Origin of the sequence: Kitasatospora sp. NPDC127035 (genome assembly GCF_042726075.1) — a bacterium.
In the GTDB taxonomy this organism is placed as follows: Bacteria; Actinomycetota; Actinomycetes; order Streptomycetales; family Streptomycetaceae; genus Kitasatospora.
In genome coordinates this window covers 23,037-44,053 of sequence record NZ_JBHXDN010000041.1, presented here as the reverse complement: position 1 = coordinate 44,053, position 21,017 = coordinate 23,037, and the positions used below count along the sequence as shown (strand labels likewise).

General features: G+C 73.6%; 20 protein-coding genes. 17 read left to right on the top strand and 3 right to left on the bottom strand.

Translation table 11 applies throughout. The features are described 5' to 3' along the window. The first annotated feature begins 132 nt into the window (after positions 1-132). Positions 133-837 carry a hypothetical protein gene (locus tag ACFWIC_RS25935; protein WP_380520130.1) on the top strand — a complete coding sequence of 235 codons (705 nt, stop codon included), beginning with the start codon at positions 133-135 and terminating at the stop codon, positions 835-837. A 117-nt stretch (positions 838-954) separates the two neighbouring features. On the opposite strand, the gene ACFWIC_RS25930 is transcribed toward ACFWIC_RS25935, so the two are convergent. Together ACFWIC_RS25930 and ACFWIC_RS25925 are read right to left on the bottom strand one after the other, a co-directional pair. Then, positions 955-1,878 (bottom strand): aminoacyl--tRNA ligase-related protein, encoded by a 924-nt coding sequence (locus tag ACFWIC_RS25930; protein WP_380520129.1) that lies wholly within the window; start codon positions 1,876-1,878, stop codon positions 955-957. Positions 1,879-2,033: 155 nt separating this feature from the next. Then, entirely contained in the window at positions 2,034-3,722 is a 1,689-nt protein-coding gene (locus tag ACFWIC_RS25925; protein WP_380520128.1) for a condensation domain-containing protein, read from the bottom strand. A gap of 247 nt (positions 3,723-3,969) precedes the next feature. Here ACFWIC_RS25925 and sbnA point away from each other — a divergent pair, with 247 nt between their 5' ends. The 12 genes from sbnA to ACFWIC_RS25865 all read left to right on the top strand — a co-directional run bounded on the left by sbnA (position 3,970) and on the right by ACFWIC_RS25865 (position 15,317). After that, entirely contained in the window at positions 3,970-4,941 is a 972-nt protein-coding gene (gene sbnA, locus ACFWIC_RS25920) for a 2,3-diaminopropionate biosynthesis protein SbnA (protein WP_329884325.1), read from the top strand. 3 nt (positions 4,942-4,944) lie between these two features. Beyond that, positions 4,945-5,994: a 2,3-diaminopropionate biosynthesis protein SbnB gene (gene sbnB, locus ACFWIC_RS25915; RefSeq protein WP_380520127.1), complete on the top strand. Its 1,050-nt coding sequence runs from the start codon at positions 4,945-4,947 to the stop codon at positions 5,992-5,994. A gap of 41 nt (positions 5,995-6,035) precedes the next feature. Beyond that, on the top strand, positions 6,036-6,983 hold the full coding sequence (locus ACFWIC_RS25910; protein ID WP_329952621.1) for an ornithine carbamoyltransferase: 948 nt from the start codon (positions 6,036-6,038) through the stop codon (positions 6,981-6,983). Positions 6,984-7,051: 68 nt separating this feature from the next. After that, positions 7,052-7,993, top strand: a complete 942-nt coding sequence (locus ACFWIC_RS25905) for a 3-oxoacyl-[acyl-carrier-protein] synthase III C-terminal domain-containing protein (protein ID WP_380520126.1) — start codon at positions 7,052-7,054, stop codon at positions 7,991-7,993. Position 7,994: 1 nt separating this feature from the next. Further along, on the top strand, positions 7,995-9,386 hold the full coding sequence (locus tag ACFWIC_RS25900; RefSeq protein ID WP_329884317.1) for an ATP-grasp domain-containing protein: 1,392 nt from the start codon (positions 7,995-7,997) through the stop codon (positions 9,384-9,386). After that, entirely contained in the window at positions 9,383-10,663 is a 1,281-nt protein-coding gene (locus ACFWIC_RS25895; protein WP_329884315.1) for a type III PLP-dependent enzyme, read from the top strand. Before ACFWIC_RS25900 ends, ACFWIC_RS25895 begins: the two co-directional genes overlap by 4 nt. Before the next feature lie 148 nt (positions 10,664-10,811). Next, complete coding sequence (locus tag ACFWIC_RS25890) at positions 10,812-11,087, top strand: acyl carrier protein (RefSeq protein ID WP_329884313.1); 276 nt, start codon at positions 10,812-10,814, stop codon at positions 11,085-11,087. 3 nt (positions 11,088-11,090) lie between these two features. Further along, on the top strand, positions 11,091-11,999 hold the full coding sequence (locus tag ACFWIC_RS25885; RefSeq protein ID WP_380520125.1) for a hypothetical protein: 909 nt from the start codon (positions 11,091-11,093) through the stop codon (positions 11,997-11,999). After that, entirely contained in the window at positions 11,996-12,640 is a 645-nt protein-coding gene (locus ACFWIC_RS25880; protein ID WP_380520124.1) for an acyl-CoA dehydrogenase family protein, read from the top strand. The genes ACFWIC_RS25885 and ACFWIC_RS25880 overlap by 4 nt, the downstream gene beginning before the upstream one ends. Beyond that, entirely contained in the window at positions 12,637-13,794 is a 1,158-nt protein-coding gene (locus ACFWIC_RS25875) for an acyl-CoA dehydrogenase family protein (protein ID WP_355405490.1), read from the top strand. Before ACFWIC_RS25880 ends, ACFWIC_RS25875 begins: the two co-directional genes overlap by 4 nt. Then, the gene (gene acpS / locus ACFWIC_RS25870; RefSeq protein ID WP_329884305.1) at positions 13,791-14,189 is read left to right on the top strand and encodes a holo-ACP synthase; all 399 of its coding nucleotides are present in this window, start codon (positions 13,791-13,793) and stop codon (positions 14,187-14,189) included. Before ACFWIC_RS25875 ends, acpS begins: the two co-directional genes overlap by 4 nt. Positions 14,190-14,252: 63 nt before the next feature. Continuing rightward, the gene (locus ACFWIC_RS25865) at positions 14,253-15,317 is read left to right on the top strand and encodes a MupA/Atu3671 family FMN-dependent luciferase-like monooxygenase (RefSeq protein WP_380520123.1); all 1,065 of its coding nucleotides are present in this window, start codon (positions 14,253-14,255) and stop codon (positions 15,315-15,317) included. A gap of 47 nt (positions 15,318-15,364) precedes the next feature. On the opposite strand, the gene ACFWIC_RS25860 is transcribed toward ACFWIC_RS25865, so the two are convergent. Next, positions 15,365-16,366, bottom strand: coding sequence for an adenosine deaminase (locus tag ACFWIC_RS25860; RefSeq protein ID WP_380520122.1), 1,002 nt, complete (start codon positions 16,364-16,366; stop codon positions 15,365-15,367). 239 nt (positions 16,367-16,605) lie between these two features. Here ACFWIC_RS25860 and ACFWIC_RS25855 point away from each other — a divergent pair, with 239 nt between their 5' ends. The 4 genes from ACFWIC_RS25855 to ACFWIC_RS25840 all read left to right on the top strand — a co-directional run bounded on the left by ACFWIC_RS25855 (position 16,606) and on the right by ACFWIC_RS25840 (position 20,941). Further along, positions 16,606-16,887: a DUF6158 family protein gene (locus tag ACFWIC_RS25855; protein WP_329884301.1), complete on the top strand. Its 282-nt coding sequence runs from the start codon at positions 16,606-16,608 to the stop codon at positions 16,885-16,887. A 145-nt stretch (positions 16,888-17,032) separates the two neighbouring features. Then, positions 17,033-18,421 carry an NADP-dependent succinic semialdehyde dehydrogenase gene (locus tag ACFWIC_RS25850; RefSeq protein ID WP_329884299.1) on the top strand — a complete coding sequence of 463 codons (1,389 nt, stop codon included), beginning with the start codon at positions 17,033-17,035 and terminating at the stop codon, positions 18,419-18,421. A gap of 352 nt (positions 18,422-18,773) precedes the next feature. Continuing rightward, positions 18,774-19,232 carry an RICIN domain-containing protein gene (locus ACFWIC_RS25845; protein ID WP_329884297.1) on the top strand — a complete coding sequence of 153 codons (459 nt, stop codon included), beginning with the start codon at positions 18,774-18,776 and terminating at the stop codon, positions 19,230-19,232. A 320-nt stretch (positions 19,233-19,552) separates the two neighbouring features. Beyond that, positions 19,553-20,941: a DUF2079 domain-containing protein gene (locus tag ACFWIC_RS25840; protein ID WP_329952613.1), complete on the top strand. Its 1,389-nt coding sequence runs from the start codon at positions 19,553-19,555 to the stop codon at positions 20,939-20,941. Positions 20,942-21,017 lie beyond the last annotated feature (76 nt).

Here is a 21,017-nt window from a genome sequence, read left to right as displayed (position 1 = left end):
GGGGGGGGGGGGGGGGGGGGGGGGGGGCGCGCGGCCCCCCCGGGGGGGGGGGGCGGGGGGGTGGGGGGGGGGGGGGGGGGCGGCCCCCCCCCCCCCCCCCCCCCCGCGGCCGGGATCGAGGCCGAGACCAACGTGCTCCTCGTCCTGGACAACGCCGAGCACATCCCGGCCGGCGTCATGGCGGCCACCCGGGAGCTCCAGGCCACCCGCCCCGGCGTGCACATCCTCATCACGACGCGCCGCCGGCTCACCGAACGGCTGGGCGCCAACCGGGACATCCAGCCGCTGCCGCTGGAGCAGGCGCCCGGCGAGCCGCTCTCCGCGGCGCCGGCCGTCGAGCTGTTCCTGCGGCACGTCGGCACGGAGTCCCGGGCCGCCGCCGAGCTGGAGAAGGACCTGCCGCTCATCGCCGAGCTCTGCCGGCGGCTCGGCGGCCTGCCGCGCTACATCGAGTTCGCCGCCGAGTGCCTGCGCGCCGTCCCGATCCGCCTGATGCTCTCGTACGGGCCCACGCCGGAGATGCTCTGGTCCAACGACCACGCGCTGCTGCGCCACCAGCGGTCGGTGACCGACTCCATCCGGTGGAGCATCGACCTGCTCAGCGACGACCACCGGGTCCTGCTGGAGCGGATCGCCGCCCTGCCCGCACGGCGGTTCGTCCTCGACGAGGTCACCGCCGAGTACGACCGGCTGGGCCGGGGCACGTCACCGAACCCGCTCACCCTGGTCTCGGACCTGCTGGACACCTCGCTGCTGCTGCCCGAGCCGGCCCACCACTACCACTACCGGCTGGCCCCGTTCGTCGCCGAGGTCCTGCAGCGCGGCGGCCGGGCCTGAGCTCCCCCCGGGCCCGCCGGTTCCTCCGGGGCCCGGCTCCACGAGGCCCGCGACCTGCACCGGGGCCCGGTGGTCCGGCGGTACGCCGCCCGACCACCGGGCCCTTCCGGTGCCGGCTCAGCCGAAGTCGGGCCAGTCGTCGAGGTTGTCGCCGTGCGCGTGGATCAGCGCGGAGAGGGTCCGTTCGAGGCCGAAGGCCATGCAGGAGCTGTGCGCCGGCCCCTCCCCCGCGAAGTCGATCGCGAACCGCTCGCCCAGGTGCTCCTTGTGGCAGTTGGCGGAGGCGATCGCGGTGCCCGGGTCACCGTCGCGGACCGGCGCGTGGAACTCGTACTTGAGGTTCTGCTGGAGCTGGCTGGAGCGCATGAACCGGTCTCCGGGGCCGAAGAACGGGTCGCTGGCGACCTCGACGGCGACCTTCAGGCCGAGCCGGGCGAACAGCGCCTCGCAGCGGGCGATCCAGGCGTCCCGCCACTCCCACGCCTCGTCCTGGCCGGCGACCACGACGAACTCGCGCATCCGGAAGGCCCGGAAGCGGCCGTACTCGCTGGTCGCCTCGTGGCGGTAGCAGTGGCCGACCGCGTCGAAGAAGCGGGCCTCCTCGATGGTGCCGTCCGCGATCTGCGGATAGACGCTGTAGCAGACGGCCGGCGCCAGCACGACGTCCGTCTCCGCCCGCGATCCGGGCGCCCGGTCGGCGGCCCGGCCCTCCTCGGACGCCCCGCCGACCTGCAGGGCGTGCACGGTGCCGAGCAGTTGCGGGAAGGACTCGGCGTACTCGGCGCGGTCGATGTTCGCGCGGGGGACGACCGGCGGGTACCAGGCCGGGCCCGACGAGGCCGAGGGGTCGACCGCGGTCAGCTCCGTCTGGAGCCGGGTCAGTACCGACTCGAACTTCGCGGTGAAGCCCAGCAGTCCGGGTACCCCGGTGGGCAGCACCCAGCCGGCCGCGGTCAGCTGCTCCAGCCGGTCCGGCGCGCCGCCGTCGGGGCCCTCGGTGCCGGGTGCGCCGAGCCCGTGCCCGGCGGTCGTGGTTGCCATCGTGAGAGTCACGCTCCTTTGGGAATGCGCGGGGTGCGCGGAATGCGCGGGGTGCACCGGGTGCGCGCGGTGCGCGGGGTGCGCCGTGCGGCGGGGTCGTGCCCGGTGGTGCGGTGACGTGCGGTGACGTGCAGGGTCGTGGGGCGCCGAGGCGCCTACCAGCCGGCCTTTCCGGCGATCACCTCGTAGGCGCGGTCCAGGCCGGCCATCAGCTCGGGGATCTCGTTCACGTGGAGGGCGACGTCGAAGGCCTTCTCCAGCTCGACGGTGTACTCGACGGCGAGCAGGGAGTCGACTCCCAGGTCGGCCTCGAAGGAGTCGGCCGCCTCGACCGCCTCGGGTGCCACGGAGAACACCGCGACCGCGACGTCACGGATCCGCGCGATGCGCTCGGCACGTGCGGTGCCGCTGCTCGTGCTCTTCATCGTTCCACTCTCGCTTCCGGGGATCGGTGGCCGCCGCCGGTCCTCCGGCAGCCCGCGCAGATCGCGCAGGGCGGCGGGAAGGGTGCCTGCGACGGCCGAGCGCAGCAGGGCCAGGTAGTCCGCGGCCAGCTGCCTGGCGGTGTGCTCGGTGAACAGGGAGGTGTTGTACTTGAGCTTCGCCTGCACGGTCGCGGCCCGCCGGGTCACCTGGAGGGTCAGCTCGAACTGGCCGTGCTGCTGCGGCAGGTAGTACTCCGCGACGCGGAGCCCGGCGTGCTCCACGTACCGGCCCGGTTCGAGCGCGGCCGCGATGGGGTCCGCCTCGGCGGGCTCGTTGAGGACGAACAGCACCGGGACCAGCCCGGGCCGGCCGGGGTCGCGCGGCAGGTCCACGATCCGGGGCAGCAGCGCGAACGGGTAGTCGCGGTGCATCAGGCCCCGCCACAGTCCGGCGGCGGTACCGCGCAGGACGGCGTCGAAGGAGTCGTCGGGGTCGAGCCGCGCCCGGAGCGGCAGGGTGTTGACGAAGTAGCCGATCGCCTCGCGCCCGTCCTCGCCCCTGCGCTGGGTCACCGGGTAGCCGAGGAGGAAGTCGGTCTGCCCGCCGAACCGGTAGAGCAGGACCTCGAAGACCGAGACCAGGAAGGCGAAGGTGGTCACGTTGCGCGCGGCCACCGCCTCGCCCAGGCCGGCCACCAGGTCGGGCGGCACGGCGAGATCGGTCTCCGCGCCCTCGGACCGGTAGACGGCGGGCCTCGGCAGGTCGGCGGGCAGCGCGGTGTGCCGCGCCACGCCGTCGAGTTCGCGCTGCCAGTACTGCCGGGCCCGGTCCGCCCGCGGGGACTCCAGGTACGCGCGCTGCTGCCGCGCGAACTCCTCGAACACGGTTCCGTCGTCCGGGGCGGTGTGTTCGGCACCCGCCGCGAGCGCCGCGTACCGCGAGAGGACCTCGCGGCAGATCAGCAACTGGGAGACGTTGTCCGCGACGATGTGGTGGGCCACGGCGATCAGCACGTCCGGGCCGCCGCGGGGGCGCAGCAGGGCGACGCGGACCGGCGGCTCCCGGTCGAGGCGGAACGGGCGGCGCGTCAGCTCCAGTGCGTGCTGCCGCAGTTCCTCCGGGCCGAGGTCGAGTTCGTGCACCTCCAGGAGGGTGTCCGCCCGCGCGGCCGCTCCCCCGTGGCGGCGGATCCGGCCGACCGCGTCGGAGCGGAACACCGAGTCGAGCAGCCGGTGGCCGGAGACCGTCGCGCGGACGGCCGACTCCAGCACCGCGACGTCCACCGGGAAGTCCAGGCTCAGGGCCGCGGTGACGTTGTAGGCGGCGCAGTCCGGTTCGAGATTCTGTATCAGCCAGAGTGCCTCCTGGCCGAGGGTCAGCTCACCGCCGGACGCGAGCGTGGAATTCCTCCGAATCATGGCTCAAGTACGGCACGGGCCCGTGGCATGCGACAAGGAATCGGAACGGCAACTTTCCTGCCTGTCGGAAGCTGCCGGGCAGTTGCCTGTCCCCCCGTGGGGGCGACTCCTACGCTTTGGTCGTGCTGCCCGTGGTGATCGGGCTGCCCGCAGATTCGGGAAAACGGGCGACAGGCGAATTCACGGACCGGCCTTGAATTATCCGATTGGGGGTTGACGAGCATTGATCTATGAAAACGCGTACGAGATGATCCAGGACAATGTCTTCCTGCATCTCGGCGGCGCGGCCAAGAATATCGACCTCTATCTGAAGATAGAGGGTCTCAATCCCGCCGGGTCGATCAAGCTGAAGACCGCGCTGAGCATGGTCGAGGACGCCGAGCGGCGCGGGGTCGTCCGCGCCGGGTGCAGTCTCATCGAGTCCTCCTCCGGCAGCCTCGGCATCGCGCTCGCGATGGTGTCCGCCGCCAAGGGGTACCGCTTCCTCTGCGTCACCGACCCCAACACCCCGGCGCTGAGCACCGAGATCATCCGGGCCCTCGGATCCGAGGTGGTCGAGGTGAACCGGCCGGACGCCGGCGGCGGCTACCTGGGCGGCCGGATCGCCTACATCCACGAACGGCTGGCGGTGGACCCGGGGCTCGTCTGGCTCAACCAGTACGCGAACCCGGCGAACTGGGCCGTCCACGACCGGTGCACGGCCGCGGCGATCACCGCCGAGATCCCGGACATCGACTACCTGTTCGTCGGCACCGGCACCTCCGGCACGCTGATGGGCTGCATCCAGCACTTCCGCCGGCACTCGCCGGGCACCCGGATCATCGCGGTGGACGCGGTCGGCTCGGTCAACTTCGACAGCGTGCCGGCGCCGCGCCACATCCCCGGGATCGGGGCGAGCCGGCGGCCGGAGATCTTCCGCCCGGAGCTCGTCGACGACGTGGTCCTGGTCTCCGAGGCCGAGACCGTCCGGACCTGCCGCTGGCTGGCCCGGCGGTACGGGCTGTTCGGCGGCGGTTCGACCGGGTCGGTGGTGCGGGCCGTGCTGCGGCGGGCGCCCGGGCTTCCGGAGGGCTCCCGCGTGGTGGCCATCTCGCCGGACCTCGGCGAGCGCTACGCGCGCACCATCTACGACGACTCCTGGGTGGCCGACAAGTTCGGCCCGGACTGCCTCCATGATCCGGCGGACGACCTGTCCGAGCTGACGACGGTGAGGAACTGACCGATGTTCACCTTCCAGGTGATGGGCGGGAAGAGCATCCGCGCCATCATCGAGACGTCCCGACCCGAGATCTTCGCCCGGGTCCGGGAGACCTATCTGGCGCACCACCGCGGCGCGACGATCAACCCGAACAGCTACTTCCTGCGGTTCCCCGAGAAGCCCGACGCGCGGATCATCGCCCTGCCGGCGGCGCTGCGCGGGAGCGGCGGTCCGCAGGACGGACCGGGCGACGGCGCGGCAGGCCCGACCGACGGCGTGGCCGGCATCAAGTGGATCGGCAGCTTCCCCGGCAACGTCGCCCGCAACATCCCGCGGGCCTCGGCCGTCCTGCTGCTCAACGACCTGGAGACCGGCTACCCCTTCGCGTGCCTGGAGGCGGCGCAGATCAGCGCGGCGCGCACCGCGGCCTCGGCCGCGCTCGGCGCCGAGCAGCTGCACGGCTCGCGCACCGCGGGCCGGCTCGCGGTCGTCGGCGCGGGCGTCATCTCCCGCAACATCCTGGAGTTCTTCCACGCGCTCGGCTGGTCCTTCGACCGGGTCGCGGTCCACGACCGGGTCGAGGAGTACGCGCGGAAGTCCGCCGGCCACGCCGAGGCGCTCGGCTACCGGGCCTCCGCGCACACCACCCTGGCCGAGGCCGTGGACGGCGCCGACGTGGTGGTCCTGGCGACGACCGCCGCCGCCCCGTACATCGTGGAGCCGGGCGCCCTGGCCCCCGGCCAGACCGTGCTCAACATCTCGCTGCGCGACATCGGCCCCGAGCTGGTCGCCGCCTCGCACAACGTCCTCGACGACGTCGAGCACTGCCTGAACGCCGGGACCTCGCCGCACCTGGCGGTGGAGAAGTTCGGGCACCGCGACTTCATCGACGGCACGATCGCCCAGCTCGTCCTCGGCGAGCTGCCGCTCGGCCGGGACAGGCCGCGGATCTTCTCGCCGTTCGGACTCGGCGCGCTCGACCTCGCGGTCGGCCACGAGGTGCTGCGGATCGGCCGGGAGGACGGACGGGTCCAGGACGTGCCGGACTTCTTCGCCGAGGTCGAACGATGGTGAGCGACGGCCGCCCTGCGGCCCGGACGGAGGACGGCCCGACCATGACGAAGCGCACCGGCAGGCACCTGATCTCACTCGACGACCTGTCCGACGCGGACCTGCGGGCGGTCGTCGACCGCGGCGCGCAGTTGTCCCGCCGGGCGGCGGCCGGGGAGGGCGTGGGGAACACCGCGCTCGCCGGCGACGTCGTCGGCGTCTACTTCCGCAAGACCTCGACCCGCACCCGCACCGCGTTCTCGGCCGGCGCGCTGCGGCTCGGCGCGGGGCTGGTCACCTACGGCCCGGACGACCTCCAGCTCAACACCGGGGAGACCACCGAGGACACCGGCCGGGTGATGTCCCGGATGCTGGACGTCCTGGTGGCCCGCACCGCCGGCGACCCCGCCGAGATGCGCGCCTGGGCGTCCCAGCGCCGGATGTCGGTCGTCAACGCGATGAGCGCCGAGGAGCACCCGACCCAGGGGCTGACCGACCTGACCACGCTCGCCGTGCGGTTCGGCGCGGTGGACGGGCTGAGCGTGCTGTACGTCGGCGAGGGGAACAACTCGGCCGCGGCGCTCGCCCTGGGGCTGAGCCGCTACCGGGGCGTGCGGCTGGAGCTGCGCACCCCGCCCGGCTACGGCCTGTCCGGCGCCGTGCTCGAACGCGCCCGGGAGCTGGCCGCCGGGCACGGGTCCACGGTGACCGAGCGGCACGACCTCGACGACGGCCCCGCCGACTTCGACGCGGTGTACACCACGCGCTGGCAGACCACCGGGACCAGCAAGCCCGACCCGGACTGGCGGCAGGTGTTCGCGCCCTTCCGGGTGACGGCGGAGCTGATGGCCCGTTCGCCGAAGGCCGTGTTCCTGCACGACCTGCCCGCCCACCGCGGCGAGGAGGTCACCGCCGAGGTGCTGGACGGCCCGGTGAGCATCGCCTTCGACCAGGCCGAGAACAAGCTCCACAGCGCCATGGCCGTCCTGGAGTGGTGCCGTGACGCCGGCTGAGACCCGTCGGGCGGCGGCCGGCCGGGGCACCCGGACGCCGGGGACCGGAGCGTGGGGAGGGGGACACCGTGCTGTACCTGCGTAAGGTCGTCCCCTTCATCCCCGAGCACAGCACCGCCGTCGCGGACCTGCGCGCGTCCCTGGAGGTCTCCGAGGCGGAGATCCGGCTGCTCACCAGGTTCCTGGGGCTGGAGCGGATCGTCACCGCCGAGGGCCTGTCGACCCTCGACATGCTGCTCACGATCGGCCAGGAGGTCCTGGCCGGCGAGGACCGCTCGCTGGTCCGGCACCTGGTCCACGCGCACACCGTCCAGCACGTCGCCCCGCCCGGCCTGCGCTGGATGGACGTGCTGCGGCAGAAGCTCGACCTCGGCGGGGCGGGCGCGTTCTCGATGTCCCACCAGGGCTGTGCGATCTCCCTCGCCGCGCTGCCGGTCGTCGAGGCCCTGCTCGCGGCCGAGCCGGCCGGGAGCACCGCGCTGGTCCTGCTCGGCGAGAAGGGCCTCTCCCCCGTGATGCAGCACATCCCGGGGACGTCCGTCCTCGGGGACGCCACCGCCGGGGTGCTGGCCGCGCTGGACGGGCCGGGGGACGCGGTCCTGAGCGTGGCGCACCGCACCCTCGGCGAGTTCCACCAGGCCGGGAACATGGACGAGGAACTCCAGCGCCGCTACCGCCTGGCGTACACGCCCACCCTGGCCGAGATCATGCAGGAGGCGGTGCACGCCGCCGGTCTCGGACTCGACGACATCGACCTCGTCCTGCCGCACAACGTCAACCGGTACTCGTGGAGCACGACGGCGCGGATCCTGGACCTCCCGCTGGAGCGGATCTACCTGGGGAACGTCCCGCGGACCGGCCACTGCTTCTGTGCGGACCCCTTCATGAACCTCTCGACGGCGCGCGCCGAGAACGCGGTGCGGCCGGGCGAGACCGTGCTCATGGTCTCCGCCGGCCAGGGCGGGACCTTCGCCGCCGCGGTCGTCGGGACCGCAGCCAGAGAGGAGTGACATGACTGCCGCACACGACCCGGCACCCGCCGGCGGTTTCACCGCCCGGTTGAAAAGCGCGCTGGTCGGGGATCCGACCGCCCGTTTCGTGTACCTGAACAACTTCGAGGTCGAACGCGTCTGGGGCGTGGGCGAGCCGAGGCTGCCCGGCACCGGCCTGTCGTTCTCCTCGGCGACGGTCAACCGGATCGAGGAGGTCGGCGTCCTGCTGGCCGACGAGCACGACGTGGTGGTGCTGAAGGAGGCCGTCGACCCCGGCTACGCCGCCTACCTGCGCGCCCTGGGCGCGGCCGAGGGGGTCCATCTGACGGTGGACCTCAACCGGCCGGAGCGGTCGGTCACCGAGGACGCCCTGGACTCGCCCCGGCTGCTGGAGTCCCTGCGCGCGCTCGCCGACGGCCGCACCTACCTGATGCCGCTGGGCATCTCGGAGGAGGAGGAGCGCCTCGCGCTGGCCGCGGGCCTGCCGCTGGCCGGTCCGACCGCCGCCGTCTGCAAGCACGTCAACGGCAAGATCTTCAGTCGCGAGCTGGTGGACGCCTCCGGGCTGACCGCCGTCCCGGGCTCGGTCTGCCGGACCCTGGGCGAGCTGGAGGAGGCGCTCGACACCCACCTGGTCGAGGGCGGCTCCCGCGTGGTGGTCAAGGAGTCGCTCGGCGTCTCCGGGCGCGGCATGGTCGTGCTCGACGAACCGAAGCGGGCCGAACAGCTGCTGCGGATGATCGCCCGCCGGGCCGGGACCGACCGACGCGTCTCGGTGGTCGTGGAACGCTGGATCGAGAAGCAGGCCGACCTGAACTACCAGTTCGTCGTCGGCCGGGGCGGCGAGGTCCGGTTCGAGACCGTGAAGACCGCGCTGACCGAGAACGGCGTCCACCGCGGACACGTCTTCCCGCCGGCGCTGCGGACCGACCAGGTCGACGAGCTGCGGACGGCCGCCGAGGTGATCGGCAAGGAGCTCGCGGCGGCCGGGTACTTCGGGCTGGCCGGCGTGGACGCGCTGCTCGCCGCGGACGGCACGCTCTACCCCTGCCTGGAGATCAACGCCCGGTTCAACATGGCGACCTACCAGAACCGGATCGCCGAACGCCTCATCCGGGACGGGCAGTTCGCGCTCGCCACCACCTTCGACCTGCAGCCGGCCCGGGTGCACGGCTTCGACGAGGTGCGGGCCGCCCTCGGCGAGCTGCTCCTCGACGGCGCGGACCACGCGGCCGACGGCGCGCGCGGCGTACTGATCAACAACTTCGCGACCCTGAACGCGACCCTCCTGGCCGGCGGCAAGCCCTACGGCCGCCTCTACGCGGTCTGCGTCGGCGACGACGAGCAGGACGTGCGGCGCACCCGGGAGCGGACGGAGACCCTGCTGAAGGAAATGGTGGCCAAGCCGTGAGCGACGAGATCGACTGGAGCGGCATCGCCGCGGAGTACGGAACCCCGACGTACGTGTACGACGGCGACTGGCTGGTCGCCAACCTCGCCGCCCTGCGGGCGGCGCTGCACCCCTCGCTGGAGGTCTTCTTCTCGCTCAAGTCCAACCCCAACCGGGGCGTCTACGACGTCCTGCACTCGGCGGGCGCCCGCGCCGAGGTCTCCTCCCTCGCCGAGCTGCGGCTGGTGCTGGAGGCCGGGACCGACCCGTTCGACGTGGTCTTCCTGGGGCCCGGCAAGAGCGAGCAGGAGGTCGACGCCTGCGTCGGGGCCGGGATCTACGCGATCGTCTGCGAGTCCCTCGCCGAGCTCGACCTGATCGACCGGACGGCGCAGGCGCACGGCGTGCGCCAGCGGGTGCTGCTCCGCGTCAACCCGGCCTTCGCCATCGCCGGTTCACGGCTGACCATGGGCGGCAAGCCCCGCCAGTTCGGCATCGACGAGGCCGCCGTCCTCGCCGCAGGACCGGCCCTGTCGGAGTACCGGCACGCCGACGTGGCCGGCGTCCAGGTCTACCTGGGCACGCGCATCCTCGACGCCGAGGTGGTCGTCAAGAACACCACCTACATCCTGGACCTCGCGGAGCGGATCGCGCAGGCCACCGGGATCCGGCTGGACGCGGTGGACATCGGCGGCGGGCTGGGCGCGGCCTACTTCGAGGGCGAGCACGAACTCGACGCGGCCGCACTGGCGAAGGACCTCAACCCGCTGCTGGACCGGTTCGCCTCGGCGCACCCGGACACCCGGCTGATCATGGAGTCCGGCCGGTACCTGACGGCGCTCGGCGGCACCTACCTGATGCGGGTGCGCTACACCAAGCAGTCCATGGGCGAGAACTTCGCGGTCGCGGACGGCGGCACCCACCACCACATGGCCGCCGTGGGCATCGGGTCGTTCGTCAAGCGCAACTTCCCGATCGGGCTGCTCTCCCGGACGGCCGACCCGGCCGAGGAGACCGGTCCGTGGAACATCGCGGGTCCGCTCTGCACGCCGAACGACACCATCGCCAAGGCCGTGACCCTGCCCGAGCTGCGGCCCGGCGACCTCGTCGGGGTGCTGAAGTCGGGCGCGTACGGGCCCTCGGCCTCGCCCGTGTACTTCCTCAGCCACGGCTACCCCGCCGAGGTCGTGGTGCTGCGCGGCCGTTCGTACCTGGTGCGTCACCGGGACTCGGTCGAGGACATCCTCGCCAAGCAGGCGACCGACCCCGAGCTGGGCCGGGCCGGCCGGCTGGACTGACCCGGCGTCACGGACACCGGCACCGGCGGGGCGCGGCACCGCACCGCGGACACCCCGGACGCCTCACGGCACCGCACGACGCGACACGACACCGCACGACACCGCACGACGCGACACCGAAGCACATCACGAAGGAGCTGAGACGATCTTGACCACCGACGACATCACCACGACCGACGCACTCCGGGACGCGCTCGCCGCCGTCCTGAAGAAGGACCTGCCCGAACTCACCCCGGACACCCGGCTCTTCAGCGACCTGGCCCTCGACTCCACCAGCGTGATCGAGCTGCTGATGGCCCTGGAGGACACGCTGGGCCTGCAGATCGACCCGGACGAGCTGACCCCGGAGGTCTTCGAGACGGTCGGCGCACTGACCGAGTACATCGACGCGAACCTGTCCGCCGGGCAAGAGCCGGCGCACTGACCGATGCCGGAGACGACGTGGGGCGGGCCGCGCACGGCCGCCCGCCCGGCCGGCCCCGCGGCCCTGCGGCTGAGCCGGCCGACCGCCCGGGCCTTCCCCGGGCGGCGGCCGGCCCGGCTGGCCGGGACCGAGCTGAGGTTCATGACGGACTTCCTCGCCTCCTTCGGCGAGGAACCCGACCACGAGCGCCACGCGCGGGGCGGTGGCAACAGCTTCACCGACATGGCGCGGGAACTGCTCGACGGCCTGGAGCACCCGCTGCCCCCGTTGGACAGGCTCGTGCTCGCGTACCACCTGCCCGACCTGAGCGTCGTCGAGGTGGCGGGCTGCTACCTGGCCGAGCGGTGCCCGGGCGGCCCCGAGGTCTTCTCGGTGGCCGGCCAGGGTGTGGGGGCCCCCTTCACGGCGCTGCGGATCCTCGCCGGCCTGCGTCGGACCGGCGGCCTGGCCGAGGGCGCCGTACTCGTCCTGGACCAGTCCACGCTGCCCTACGCCGACCCCGACACCCGGCCCGGCGACGACTGCGCGGTGCTGGTGCACACGGCCGGCCCGGACGCGGAGGCCGCCGGACCTGCGGGGGAAGGAACGGCGGGGGAAGGAACGGCGCCCGGCGACGCGGAGCTCGACTTCGTGACCGAGCGGTCCGTCGACCCGAACACGGCGCTGGGCGAACTGGCCCGGCAGGTGCCCGGGGTCAGGATCGTGGCCGGCCGGATGCTCGCCGACCGGCTCGACCCGGCCCTGCGGGCCTCGTGCGACCTGGTGGAGGGGGCGGCCGACCGCCTCTGCACCAGCGCCTGGGCGGCCCTCGCCGAGCACTGGACGCCGGACCGGTACACCGTGATCGCCGACTACGACCCGCACTCCGGCCGGCTGTTCCAGGCCGGGCTGCGCCCGGGAGCCGCCGCGTGAACCGGACCTCCACCGACCTGGCCCGCTACCGGGACCTCGGCCGCGAGGGCGGCCTGGCCGCCGGACTGGCCGCCGTACTCGAAGGCGTCGACGCGGCGGCGACGGCCCCCGGCGGCGTCGCCGTCCTGCCGGCCGGGACGGACGGCCCCGGCGGCACCGAGGTGCTGCCCCACCCGTTCGCGGCCCTCGACGGGCTCGCCCTGGTCCGCTTCGCGGCGGACACCCCGGGCACCGGGCCCGGCCCCGGGCTGACCGGCCGTACCGCCGCCGCCCTGACCGCCGTCCGGATCGGGGTGCTCTCCGGGCTGCTCGACGCGGCCGTGGAGCGGCTCTCGGCCCGGCGCTTCGGCGGCGTCCCGCTGATCGACCACCAGTTCGTCGGCGGATCGCTGGCCGACGTGGCCACCGAGGCCGAGCTGGCCTGGTCCGGGGCCGTCCGGGAGGCCGCCGCCGACCAGGACGCCCCGGCCGGAGCGGTCTGGGCCCGCCACGAGCGGCTGACCGAGGCCGGCTGGGCGGCCACCCGCCTGTTCGGCGCCGAGGGCTACCTCACCGATCATCCGGCGCGCAGCCTCCACCTGTCCGCGCTCACCGCGGACCTCTGGCTGGCCCGGCCGAGCACCGCGGAAGGAGACCGGTGACCGTGGTCGAACTCGACGAACGGCTCAGGGCGCTGCGCGGCGCCGCCGCCGAGACGGCGGGCGAGCTGCGCGCGCACGCGATGGCCCTCGACGCGGACCCGCACGGAACGGGACCGCACCTCAAGACCGCCGCCTTCGACCTGATCCGCCGGTGCACCACCCCGGAACGGTTCGGCGGCGAACCCCTGCGCGTCGGCCCCTTCGGCTACTCCACCGGGTCGTCCCTGGACACCCTCGTCTGGATGGTCGAACTCGCCCACGGCGACGCGGGGATGGTGCTGGCCGCCCCCGGGCCCAGCCTCACCGGGATCCTGGTCGACCAGCTCGGCGACGACGGGCAGCAGGAGTGGTTCCACCGCGCGGTGGCCGACGGCGCCACCTGGGCGTTCTTCGCGGTGACCGAGCCGGGCCGGGGCAGCGACGCCGCCGGGATGGAGACCGCGCTGAGGCGCGAGGACCCCGGCCTGTACCGGCTGCACGGCACGAAGAAGTACATCGGCAACGGCGCCCGCGGCGCGGTCGGCGTGGTCTTCGCCCGGACCGGGAGCGGGCCGCTGTCGATCCGGGCCGCGCTGGTCGAGGCCGCCGACCCCGGCTTCGACGGGCGGGCGCTGCCCATGGTGGGCCTGCGCGGCGCGGCCCTCGCCGAGATCCGGCTCGACGGCGTCGCCGTGCCGGAGGAACGCCTGCTGGCCCGGCACCTGCCGCCCACCCGGCGCGGTCTGTGGGGGGCCGTGCGGGTGTTCAACACGGTCCGCCCCCAGGTGGCCGCGCTCGCCGTCGGGACCGGGCTGGCCTGCGTGGACCTCGTCCGCGCCGAGCGTCCGGGCGCACCGGGCCTCGACGAGGTCGCGGCCCGGCTGGAGGCCTGCCGCGACCTCGTCTACCGGGCCGGGGCCGCCCTGGACCGGGACCGGGACGACGGCCGGCTCCCCAGTCAGGCCAAGATCGCCGCGGTGGCCGCCGCCCGGGAGGCCGCCCGCTGGGCGGTCCGCTCGCTCGGCCCGGCCGCCCAGGCCGACCACCCCCTGCTGGAGAAGTGGACCCGCGACGTGAACGCCTTCGAGTTCATGGAGGGCACCAGCGACATCCAGCGCCTGCACGTCGCGCGCGCCCTCGTCCGCGGGGGCGGCCGGACGGGCGGGCAGCCGTGAGGATCGGCATCGACCTGCTGGAGATCGCCCGGTTCGCCCGGATCGCCGCCCACCCCGGCGGACGGCGGATGGTCTTCTCCGCGACCGAGCTCGCCCGCGCGGACGGGCTCACCGGCCCGCGCCGCGAGGAGTACCTGGCCGGCCGGTTCTGCGCCAAGGAGGCCACCGCCAAGGCCCTCGGCCGCGGGCTCGGCCAGGGGCTGGGCTGGCGGGAGATCGAGGTCCTCGCCGACGCCCACGGGGCGCCGGAGGTCCGGCTCAGCGGCGGCGCCAGGACGGTCGCCGAACAGGCCGGGATCGACCGGATCGACCTGTCGCTCAGTCACCAGGGCGGCCTGGTGGTGTGCGTGGCGATCGCCCATGCTGCGGGCGGGACCGGCGCCGCAGCGCACTGACGCGCACGGCGGGGCGGGCCCCCCGGCGGCCCGGCCGCCCCGCAGAACCCCCCCAAAAGTCCCATGGACCTCAGCCTCTTCTTCTTCGCCGACACCGCCACCGACGGGGACCGGTACCAGCTGCTGCTGGAGAGCGCCCGCTTCGCCGACACCCACGGCTTCCGTGCGGTGTGGACCCCCGAGCGGCACTTCCACCGCCTGGGCGGGCAGTTCCCCAACCCCTCACTGACGAGCGCCGCGCTGGCCGCGGTGACCGAGCGGGTGGGGATCAGGGCCGGCAGCGTGGTCGCCCCCCTGCACCACCCGATCCGGATCGCCGAGGAGTGGTCCGCCGTCGACAACCTCTCCGGCGGCCGGGTGGGCGTCTCGTTCGCCTCCGGCTGGCACGTCCGGGACTTCGTGCTCCAGCCGGAGAACTTCCAGGACCGCAAGAACATCATGGTCGAGACGGCCCGCACGGTGCAGCGGCTGTGGCGCGGCGAGGAGGTCGAGTTCGACGGCGCCGAGGGCGAGCGGCGCGCCGTCCGGCTCTTCCCGCGCCCGGTGCAGCCCGAGCTGCCGATCTGGATCACGGCCGCCGGCTCCCCGCAGACCTTCCGGATCGCGGGGCGGCTGGGCGCGGGCGTGCTGACCCACCAGCTCGGCCAGGAGCACGACGCGCTGGAGCGCAACATCGCCACCTACCGGGAGGCCCTGGCCGAGGAGGGCCACGACCCGGCGAGCGGCCACGTCGTACTGATGCTGCACACCATGCTCGGCGAGGACCGCGAGCGCATCCGCGAGCTGGTCCGCGAGCCGCTCACCGACTTCCTCCGCAGCTCGATGGACCTCCAGTCCTCGGGCCCGGCCGCCCCGGGGGCGGACGGCTTCTCGGTGGACCGGATACCGACCCGGGACCGGGACTTCCTGCTCACCCGGTCCTTCGACCGCCTCTTCTCCGACGTCGGCCTGTTCGGCACCGTCGACGACGGCGCGGACGTGGTGCGCCGGCTCTCGGCGATGGGCGTCGACGAGATCGCCTGCCTCATCGACTTCGGCGTGGACCAGCAGGAGGTCCTGAAGTCCCTCCACCACCTGGACGCGCTGCGCGCCCGGGTCGCCGGACCGGGCGGCGCGGCCGGGCACTGAGCCCGCCTCCCGGGCGGCGCCGCCCCGGACCTCCCCGGGAGGTCGGGTCAGGCGTCGCCGTCCGGGAACTCGTACGCCGCCACCTCGGCCAGCAGCTCCGCCCGCCGCTCCTCCGTCAGGAAGGCCGCCCGGAAGGAGTTGGCGGCGAGCAGCCGCAGGGTCTCCCGGTCGAGGTGCAGGGCCTCGGCCAGGGCCTCGTAGGTGTCGCCGACGTAGCCGCCGAAGTAGGCGGGGTCGTCGGAGTTGACCGTGGCCAGCAATCCGGCGTCGAGGATCGCCGGGAGCGGGTGGTCGGCGAGGGTGTCGACGCAGCGGAGGCGGACGTTGGAGAGCGGGCAGAGGGTGAGCGGGATCCGCTCGCGCACCAGGCGGTCGACCAGCTCCGGGTCCTCCAGGCAGCGCAGGCCGTGGTCGATCCGCTCGACGCCGAGCACGTCCAGGGCCTCGGTGATGTAGGCGGCGGGGCCCTCCTCCCCGGCGTGCGCGACCCGGTGCAGTCCGGCCTCGGCCGCGAGCCGGTAGACCTCGCGGAACTTGGCGGGCGGGTGGCCGACCTCGGCGGAGTCCAGCCCGATGCCGGTGATCCGCCCGCCGAACCAGGGGCGGGCGGCTTCGAAGGTCTCCAGCGCGGACTCGGCGGACTCGTCCCGCAGGAAGCACATGATCAGCCTGGTGCTGATGCCGTGGCGCTCGGCACTCCGGTCCAGCGCCCGTCCGAGGCCGTCCACCACCACGGCGAGCGGGACGCCCCGGGCGGTGTGCGCCTGCGGGTCGAAGAAGATCTCCGCGTGCCGGACGCCCTGGGCCGCGGCCCGGGCCAGGTAGGCCTCGGCGAGGTCGGCGAAGTCCTCCTCGGTCCGCAGCACGGCCATCAGCGCGTAGTAGAGGTCGAGGAAGGACTGCAGGTCGCTGAACGCGTAGGCACGGCGCAGCTCCTCGGTGTCCGCGTACGGCAGGGTGACGCCGTTGCGGGCCGCGAGCGCGAAGGCGAGCTCGGGCTCCAGGGTGCCTTCGATGTGCAGGTGGAGTTCGGCCTTGGGGAGTGACATCAGTGCCTGTTCAGGGTAAGTGGTAAGCATGCGAAGGTTTCATCCTACGATCCGACCACCCCTCTTCGGGCAGCCGGTCACCCCTGGCCGGCCGCCCCGGCCGCCCGGATCGGCGCGATCGGCGGGACGCTCCGCGGATCACCGGAGGAGCCGTCGCGCAACCCCTCGCCAACGGGTGTACCGGGCCCCGCGGCGGGGCACCGGCTAGGCGGGGGGCTTCCGCCGAGGAGGTTGACCACATGCAGCACCCCGACACCCCGCACCCCAGGCCGGAGGGCATCTCCCCGCACGCCCTGGGCAACGACACGCTGCTGCACGAGCTGGAACAGCTGCACCGGACCCGCCACGAGACGTTCCTGTACGGCTCGGAGGATGCGCTGAAGCGGCACACCCTGCGGACCGGGCAGCTGGAGGCGGAGTACCTGCACCGCTTCCCGAACCGCCTGATCACGGCCGGCCGGACCAGGGCCGGCGCCCGCGCGCGGGAGGCGGCGGCCCGGGTGGAGTCGCTGCCGGACTGAGCCCGCCGACGCCGCGGCGACCACCGCGGGCCGACCGCCCGGCAGGACACGCCGGGCGGTCATGGCGCGTCCGCACGGGGGGTGTCGGCGAGGGTGAGGGGCAGACCCCGGAACCACCCGCCCACGCACCCCTGGGAGTGCCCCCGTGCCCATCGCAAGCGTGAACCCCGCGACCGGCGAGACCCTGGAGACCTTCGAGCCGCTGGACGCCGCCGGCGTGGAGCGCCGGCTGGCCCGCGCCGAGGAGGCGTTCCGCAGCTACCGCACCAGCTCCTTCCCGTACCGGGCCGACCTGCTCCGGCGGGCCGCCGACCTGCTCGACCAGGACCTCGAAGCGGTGGCCCGGACCATGACGGAGGAGATGGGCAAGCCGCTCACCGCCGCCCGCGCCGAGGCCTCGAAGTGCGCGAAGGCGATGCGCTGGTACGCCGAGCACGCGGAGGCGCTGCTCGCCGACGAGCATCCGGACCCGGCCGACGTGGCCGACTCCGGCGCCGCCCGCGCCTACGTCCGGTACCGGCCGCTGGGCGCGGTGCTGGCGGTGATGCCGTGGAACTTCCCGCTCTGGCAGGTGGTCCGGTTCGCCGCACCGGCCCTGATGGCGGGCAACGTCGGCCTGCTCAAGCACGCGTCCAACGTGCCGCGCACGGCGGTCGCCCTGGAGGAGCTGTTCCGCCGGGCCGGGTTCCCGGAGGGCTGCTTCCAGACCCTGCTGATCGGCTCCGGTGCGGTGGAGGGCGTGATCCGCGACCCCCGGGTGGCGGCGGTGACCCTCACCGGCAGCGAGCCGGCCGGGCGGGCGGTCGCGGCCACCGCGGCCGACGAGGTGAAGAAGGCGGTGCTGGAGCTGGGCGGCAGCGACCCGTTCGTGGTGCTCCCGAGCGCCGACCTGGACGCGGCGATCGCCACCGCCGTCCGGGCCCGGGCGCAGAACAACGGCCAGTCCTGCATCGCCGCCAAGCGCTTCATCGCGCACGCCGACGTCTACGAGCGGTTCACCGCCGGCTTCACCGCGGCGATGCGGGCCCTGCGGGTGGGCGACCCGATGGACGAGGCCACCGAGGTCGGCCCGCTGGCCAGCCGGCAGGGCCGGGACGAGCTGGCCGACCTGGTCGAGGACGCGCGGGCGCACGGTGCGCGGGTGGAGTGCGGCGGGCGCCGCCCGGAGGGCCTGGACGCGGGCTGGTTCTACGAGCCGACGGTGCTGACCGGCATCACCCCGGCGATGCGGATCCACCAGGAGGAGACCTTCGGCCCGGTCGCCACCGTCTACCGGGCCGCCGACCTGGACGAGGCGCTGGCCCTGGCCAACGACACCCCGTTCGGGCTGAGCTCCAACGTCTGGACCGAGGACCCGGCCGAGCAGGAGCGGTTCGTCCGGGACATCCAGGCCGGCGGGGTGTTCTTCAACGGCATGACGGCCTCGCACCCCGCGCTGCCGTTCGGCGGGGTCAAGCGCTCGGGCTTCGGCCGGGAGCTGTCCGGCCACGGCATCCGGGAGTTCTGCAACGTCACGACCGTCTGGGTGGCCTGAGGTACCGGCACGGCCGGCCGGGGCCCCGCCCCGGCCGGATCCGGCCAAGTTCCCGCGCGGCGGCCCGGGGCGCCGCAGCGCCGGGTTTGCGGCTTTCACGTCCTTTGTCTGACATTGCCATGACATCCTCCCCCGGGACCCCCTGTTCAGCACGGACCCGCCGAATATCGATTTCCACCCGCCCGCGAACCGGCGGGAATTATTCCGTTCATACTCCAGAAATCCGGACCACCCAATTCCGAGTGGCCGAACCCGGGCATTTCCGGAGATCCGGAAAACCTGCGAAGGGGAATCCTTGGATAAGTTCGATGTCGACCGGCCGGAGGGCCGGTCGGCATCGAAAGGAAATGCGATGAAGCTCGCCAAGCGCACCGCTGCCCTTGTCGCCTCGACGGCGATCCTGGCCGGAGGGATGACGGTCCTGGTCTCCGGCCAGGCCAGCGCCGCCTCCGGCTACGTCACGCTCACGAACCTCGCCACCAGCCGCGTCCTCGACAGCAACGGCGCCGGCAACGTCTACACCCTGGCCGCCAACGGCGGCTCCTACCAGGTCTGGTACGCCAACGACCTGGGCGGATCGACCTACACCCTGCGGAACCTCGCCACGGGGCTCTGCCTCGACAGCAACGGCGCCGGAAACGCCTACACCCTCGGCTGCAACGGCGGCAACTACCAGAAGTGGGTGAAGAGCTGGGCCGGAAACGGTTACGCCTACCAGAACGTCGCCACCGGGCTCTACCTGGACAGCAACGTCAACGGGAACGTCTACACCCTGGGCGGCAACGGCGGCTCGTACCAGAAGTGGAACTGATCCAGCATCAGCCGGTCACCGGCTGACCGGCAGCACGGCCTGACGACGGGTCATCGATGAAACGCCCTCCCCGACGCCTCAATCGCCGGGGAGGGCACCTCCATGTTACGGTGCCCGCCCGGGGGCCGACACGCCCGACGGCGTTCGCTCGTGGCTGAACCCGCCCGCCGCCTCGAACAGCTGGCGAGAATCGGCCGCACAGACCACTCGACCCGGAACGACGGGGATGTTCAGTGACCATTAGTACACTCACCGCTGCACTCCATCGAAGGACGGAGGGTGACGAACCATCGGTCGCACCATCCCCCGCCGATCGGCGGGTGCGATTCATCCCCTGGGCGGTCGCCCTCGCCCTATTCCTGGTCTATTCCTTCTTTACCGTCCGCCGCCACGACCTTCTCCTCACCAGCGGGTACGACCTCGGTATCTTCGAGCAGGGCGTCCGCGGCTACGCCGAGGGACGCGGACCGATCGTCGAGCTGAAGGGCCCCGGGTTCAACCTCCTCGGCGACCACTTCTCGCCGATCCTGGCCGTCCTCGCCCCGTTCTACTGGATCTGGCCCTCCGCCAAGGTCCTGCTGCTGGGTCAGTCCGCGTTGCTCGCCGTCGCCGCCGTGCCGATCAGCCGCTGGGCGCTGCGCAGCATCGGGCCCGCCGCCGCCCTGATCACCGGCTTCGGCTACGGGGCCTCCTGGGGCCTGGCCTCGGCGCTCGGCTTCGACTTCCACGAGATCAGCTTCGCCGTCCCGCTGGTCGCCTTCTCGGTGGCGGCGCTCGGCGAGCAGCGGTGGGCGGCGGCGTTCGCCTGGGCCGCGCCGCTGGTCCTGGTCAAGGAGGACCTCGGCATCACCGTCGCCGCCGTCGGCGGGTACATCCTCTGGCGCGGCAACCGCCGGATCGGTGCGGCCGCCGTCGCCTTCGGCGTGGCCGCCTCACTGCTCGAACTGCTGGTGCTGCTGCCCGCGATGAGCCCCGGCGGCAGCTTCGCCTACTGGGACAACCTGAGCGGCGGCTCGGGCGGCCGCAACCTGCTCACCCTCCCGCTCGACCTCATCACCCCGGGCGAGAAGGTCCGGACCGTGCTGCTGCTGCTCGCCCCGACCATGCTGCTGGCCGTCCGGTCCCCGCTGTTGCTGGTCGCGCTCCCCACCCTCGGCTGGCGGCTGCTCTCCAACAACCCCGCCTACTGGGGCACCGGCTACCACTACAGCGCCGTCCTGATGCCGATCGTGTTCCTCGCCTTCGTGGACGTCCTGGTGAAGGCCCGCGCCAACCCCGGGGTGCTGCACCGGCGGGCCGCCCGGGCCGCGCTGCCGGTCAGCCTCGCGGTCACGCTCGTCCTGCTGCCCGGCTTCGCGTTCAGCCAGCTGTTCGGCCTCGAACTCTGGCGCACCCCGGCGCGGGTCGAGGCCGCCCGGTCGGTCCTGGCCGCCGTCCCGGACGGCGCCCGGGTCTCCGCGTCCAACCGGCTGGTGCCCCAGCTGACCAACCGCTGCGAGGTCATCGTGTTCGGCTGGCCGCAGAGCTGGTCGACCGCCGAGTGGATCGTGGTGGACGAGGGCCGGCCGATGGGCTGGCCGCTGTCGCCCGACCGCGAACGCGAGGAGGTCGCCCTCGCCAAGCAGGGCGGCTACCACGTCGTCCGCAGCGAGCACGGCATCACCCTGCTCCGGCGGACCGCCACCGAGCAGGCCGGGACCACCGGCTGACCGGCCGTCGGACGGGACCGGCCCGCGGTCCCGCCCGACGCACAGTCCGGCCCGGCCCCGGGCCGGCCCCACCGGG

Excerpts from the sequence above, each read along its gene's own strand:
- ACFWIC_RS25930 (WP_380520129.1), bottom strand. The coding sequence starts at position 1,878 with ATGGCAACCACGACCGCCGGGCACGGGCTCGGCGCACCCGGCACCGAG.
- ACFWIC_RS25925 (WP_380520128.1), bottom strand. The coding sequence starts at position 3,722 with ATGATTCGGAGGAATTCCACGCTCGCGTCCGGCGGTGAGCTGACCCTC.
- sbnA (WP_329884325.1), top strand. The coding sequence starts at position 3,970 with ATGATCCAGGACAATGTCTTCCTGCATCTCGGCGGCGCGGCCAAGAAT.
- sbnB (WP_380520127.1), top strand. The coding sequence starts at position 4,945 with ATGTTCACCTTCCAGGTGATGGGCGGGAAGAGCATCCGCGCCATCATC.
- ACFWIC_RS25910 (WP_329952621.1), top strand. The coding sequence starts at position 6,036 with ATGACGAAGCGCACCGGCAGGCACCTGATCTCACTCGACGACCTGTCC.
- ACFWIC_RS25900 (WP_329884317.1), top strand. The coding sequence starts at position 7,995 with ATGACTGCCGCACACGACCCGGCACCCGCCGGCGGTTTCACCGCCCGG.
- ACFWIC_RS25885 (WP_380520125.1), top strand. The coding sequence starts at position 11,091 with ATGCCGGAGACGACGTGGGGCGGGCCGCGCACGGCCGCCCGCCCGGCC.
- ACFWIC_RS25865 (WP_380520123.1), top strand. The coding sequence starts at position 14,253 with ATGGACCTCAGCCTCTTCTTCTTCGCCGACACCGCCACCGACGGGGAC.
- ACFWIC_RS25860 (WP_380520122.1), bottom strand. The coding sequence starts at position 16,366 with ATGTCACTCCCCAAGGCCGAACTCCACCTGCACATCGAAGGCACCCTG.
- ACFWIC_RS25855 (WP_329884301.1), top strand. The coding sequence starts at position 16,606 with ATGCAGCACCCCGACACCCCGCACCCCAGGCCGGAGGGCATCTCCCCG.
- ACFWIC_RS25845 (WP_329884297.1), top strand. The coding sequence starts at position 18,774 with ATGAAGCTCGCCAAGCGCACCGCTGCCCTTGTCGCCTCGACGGCGATC.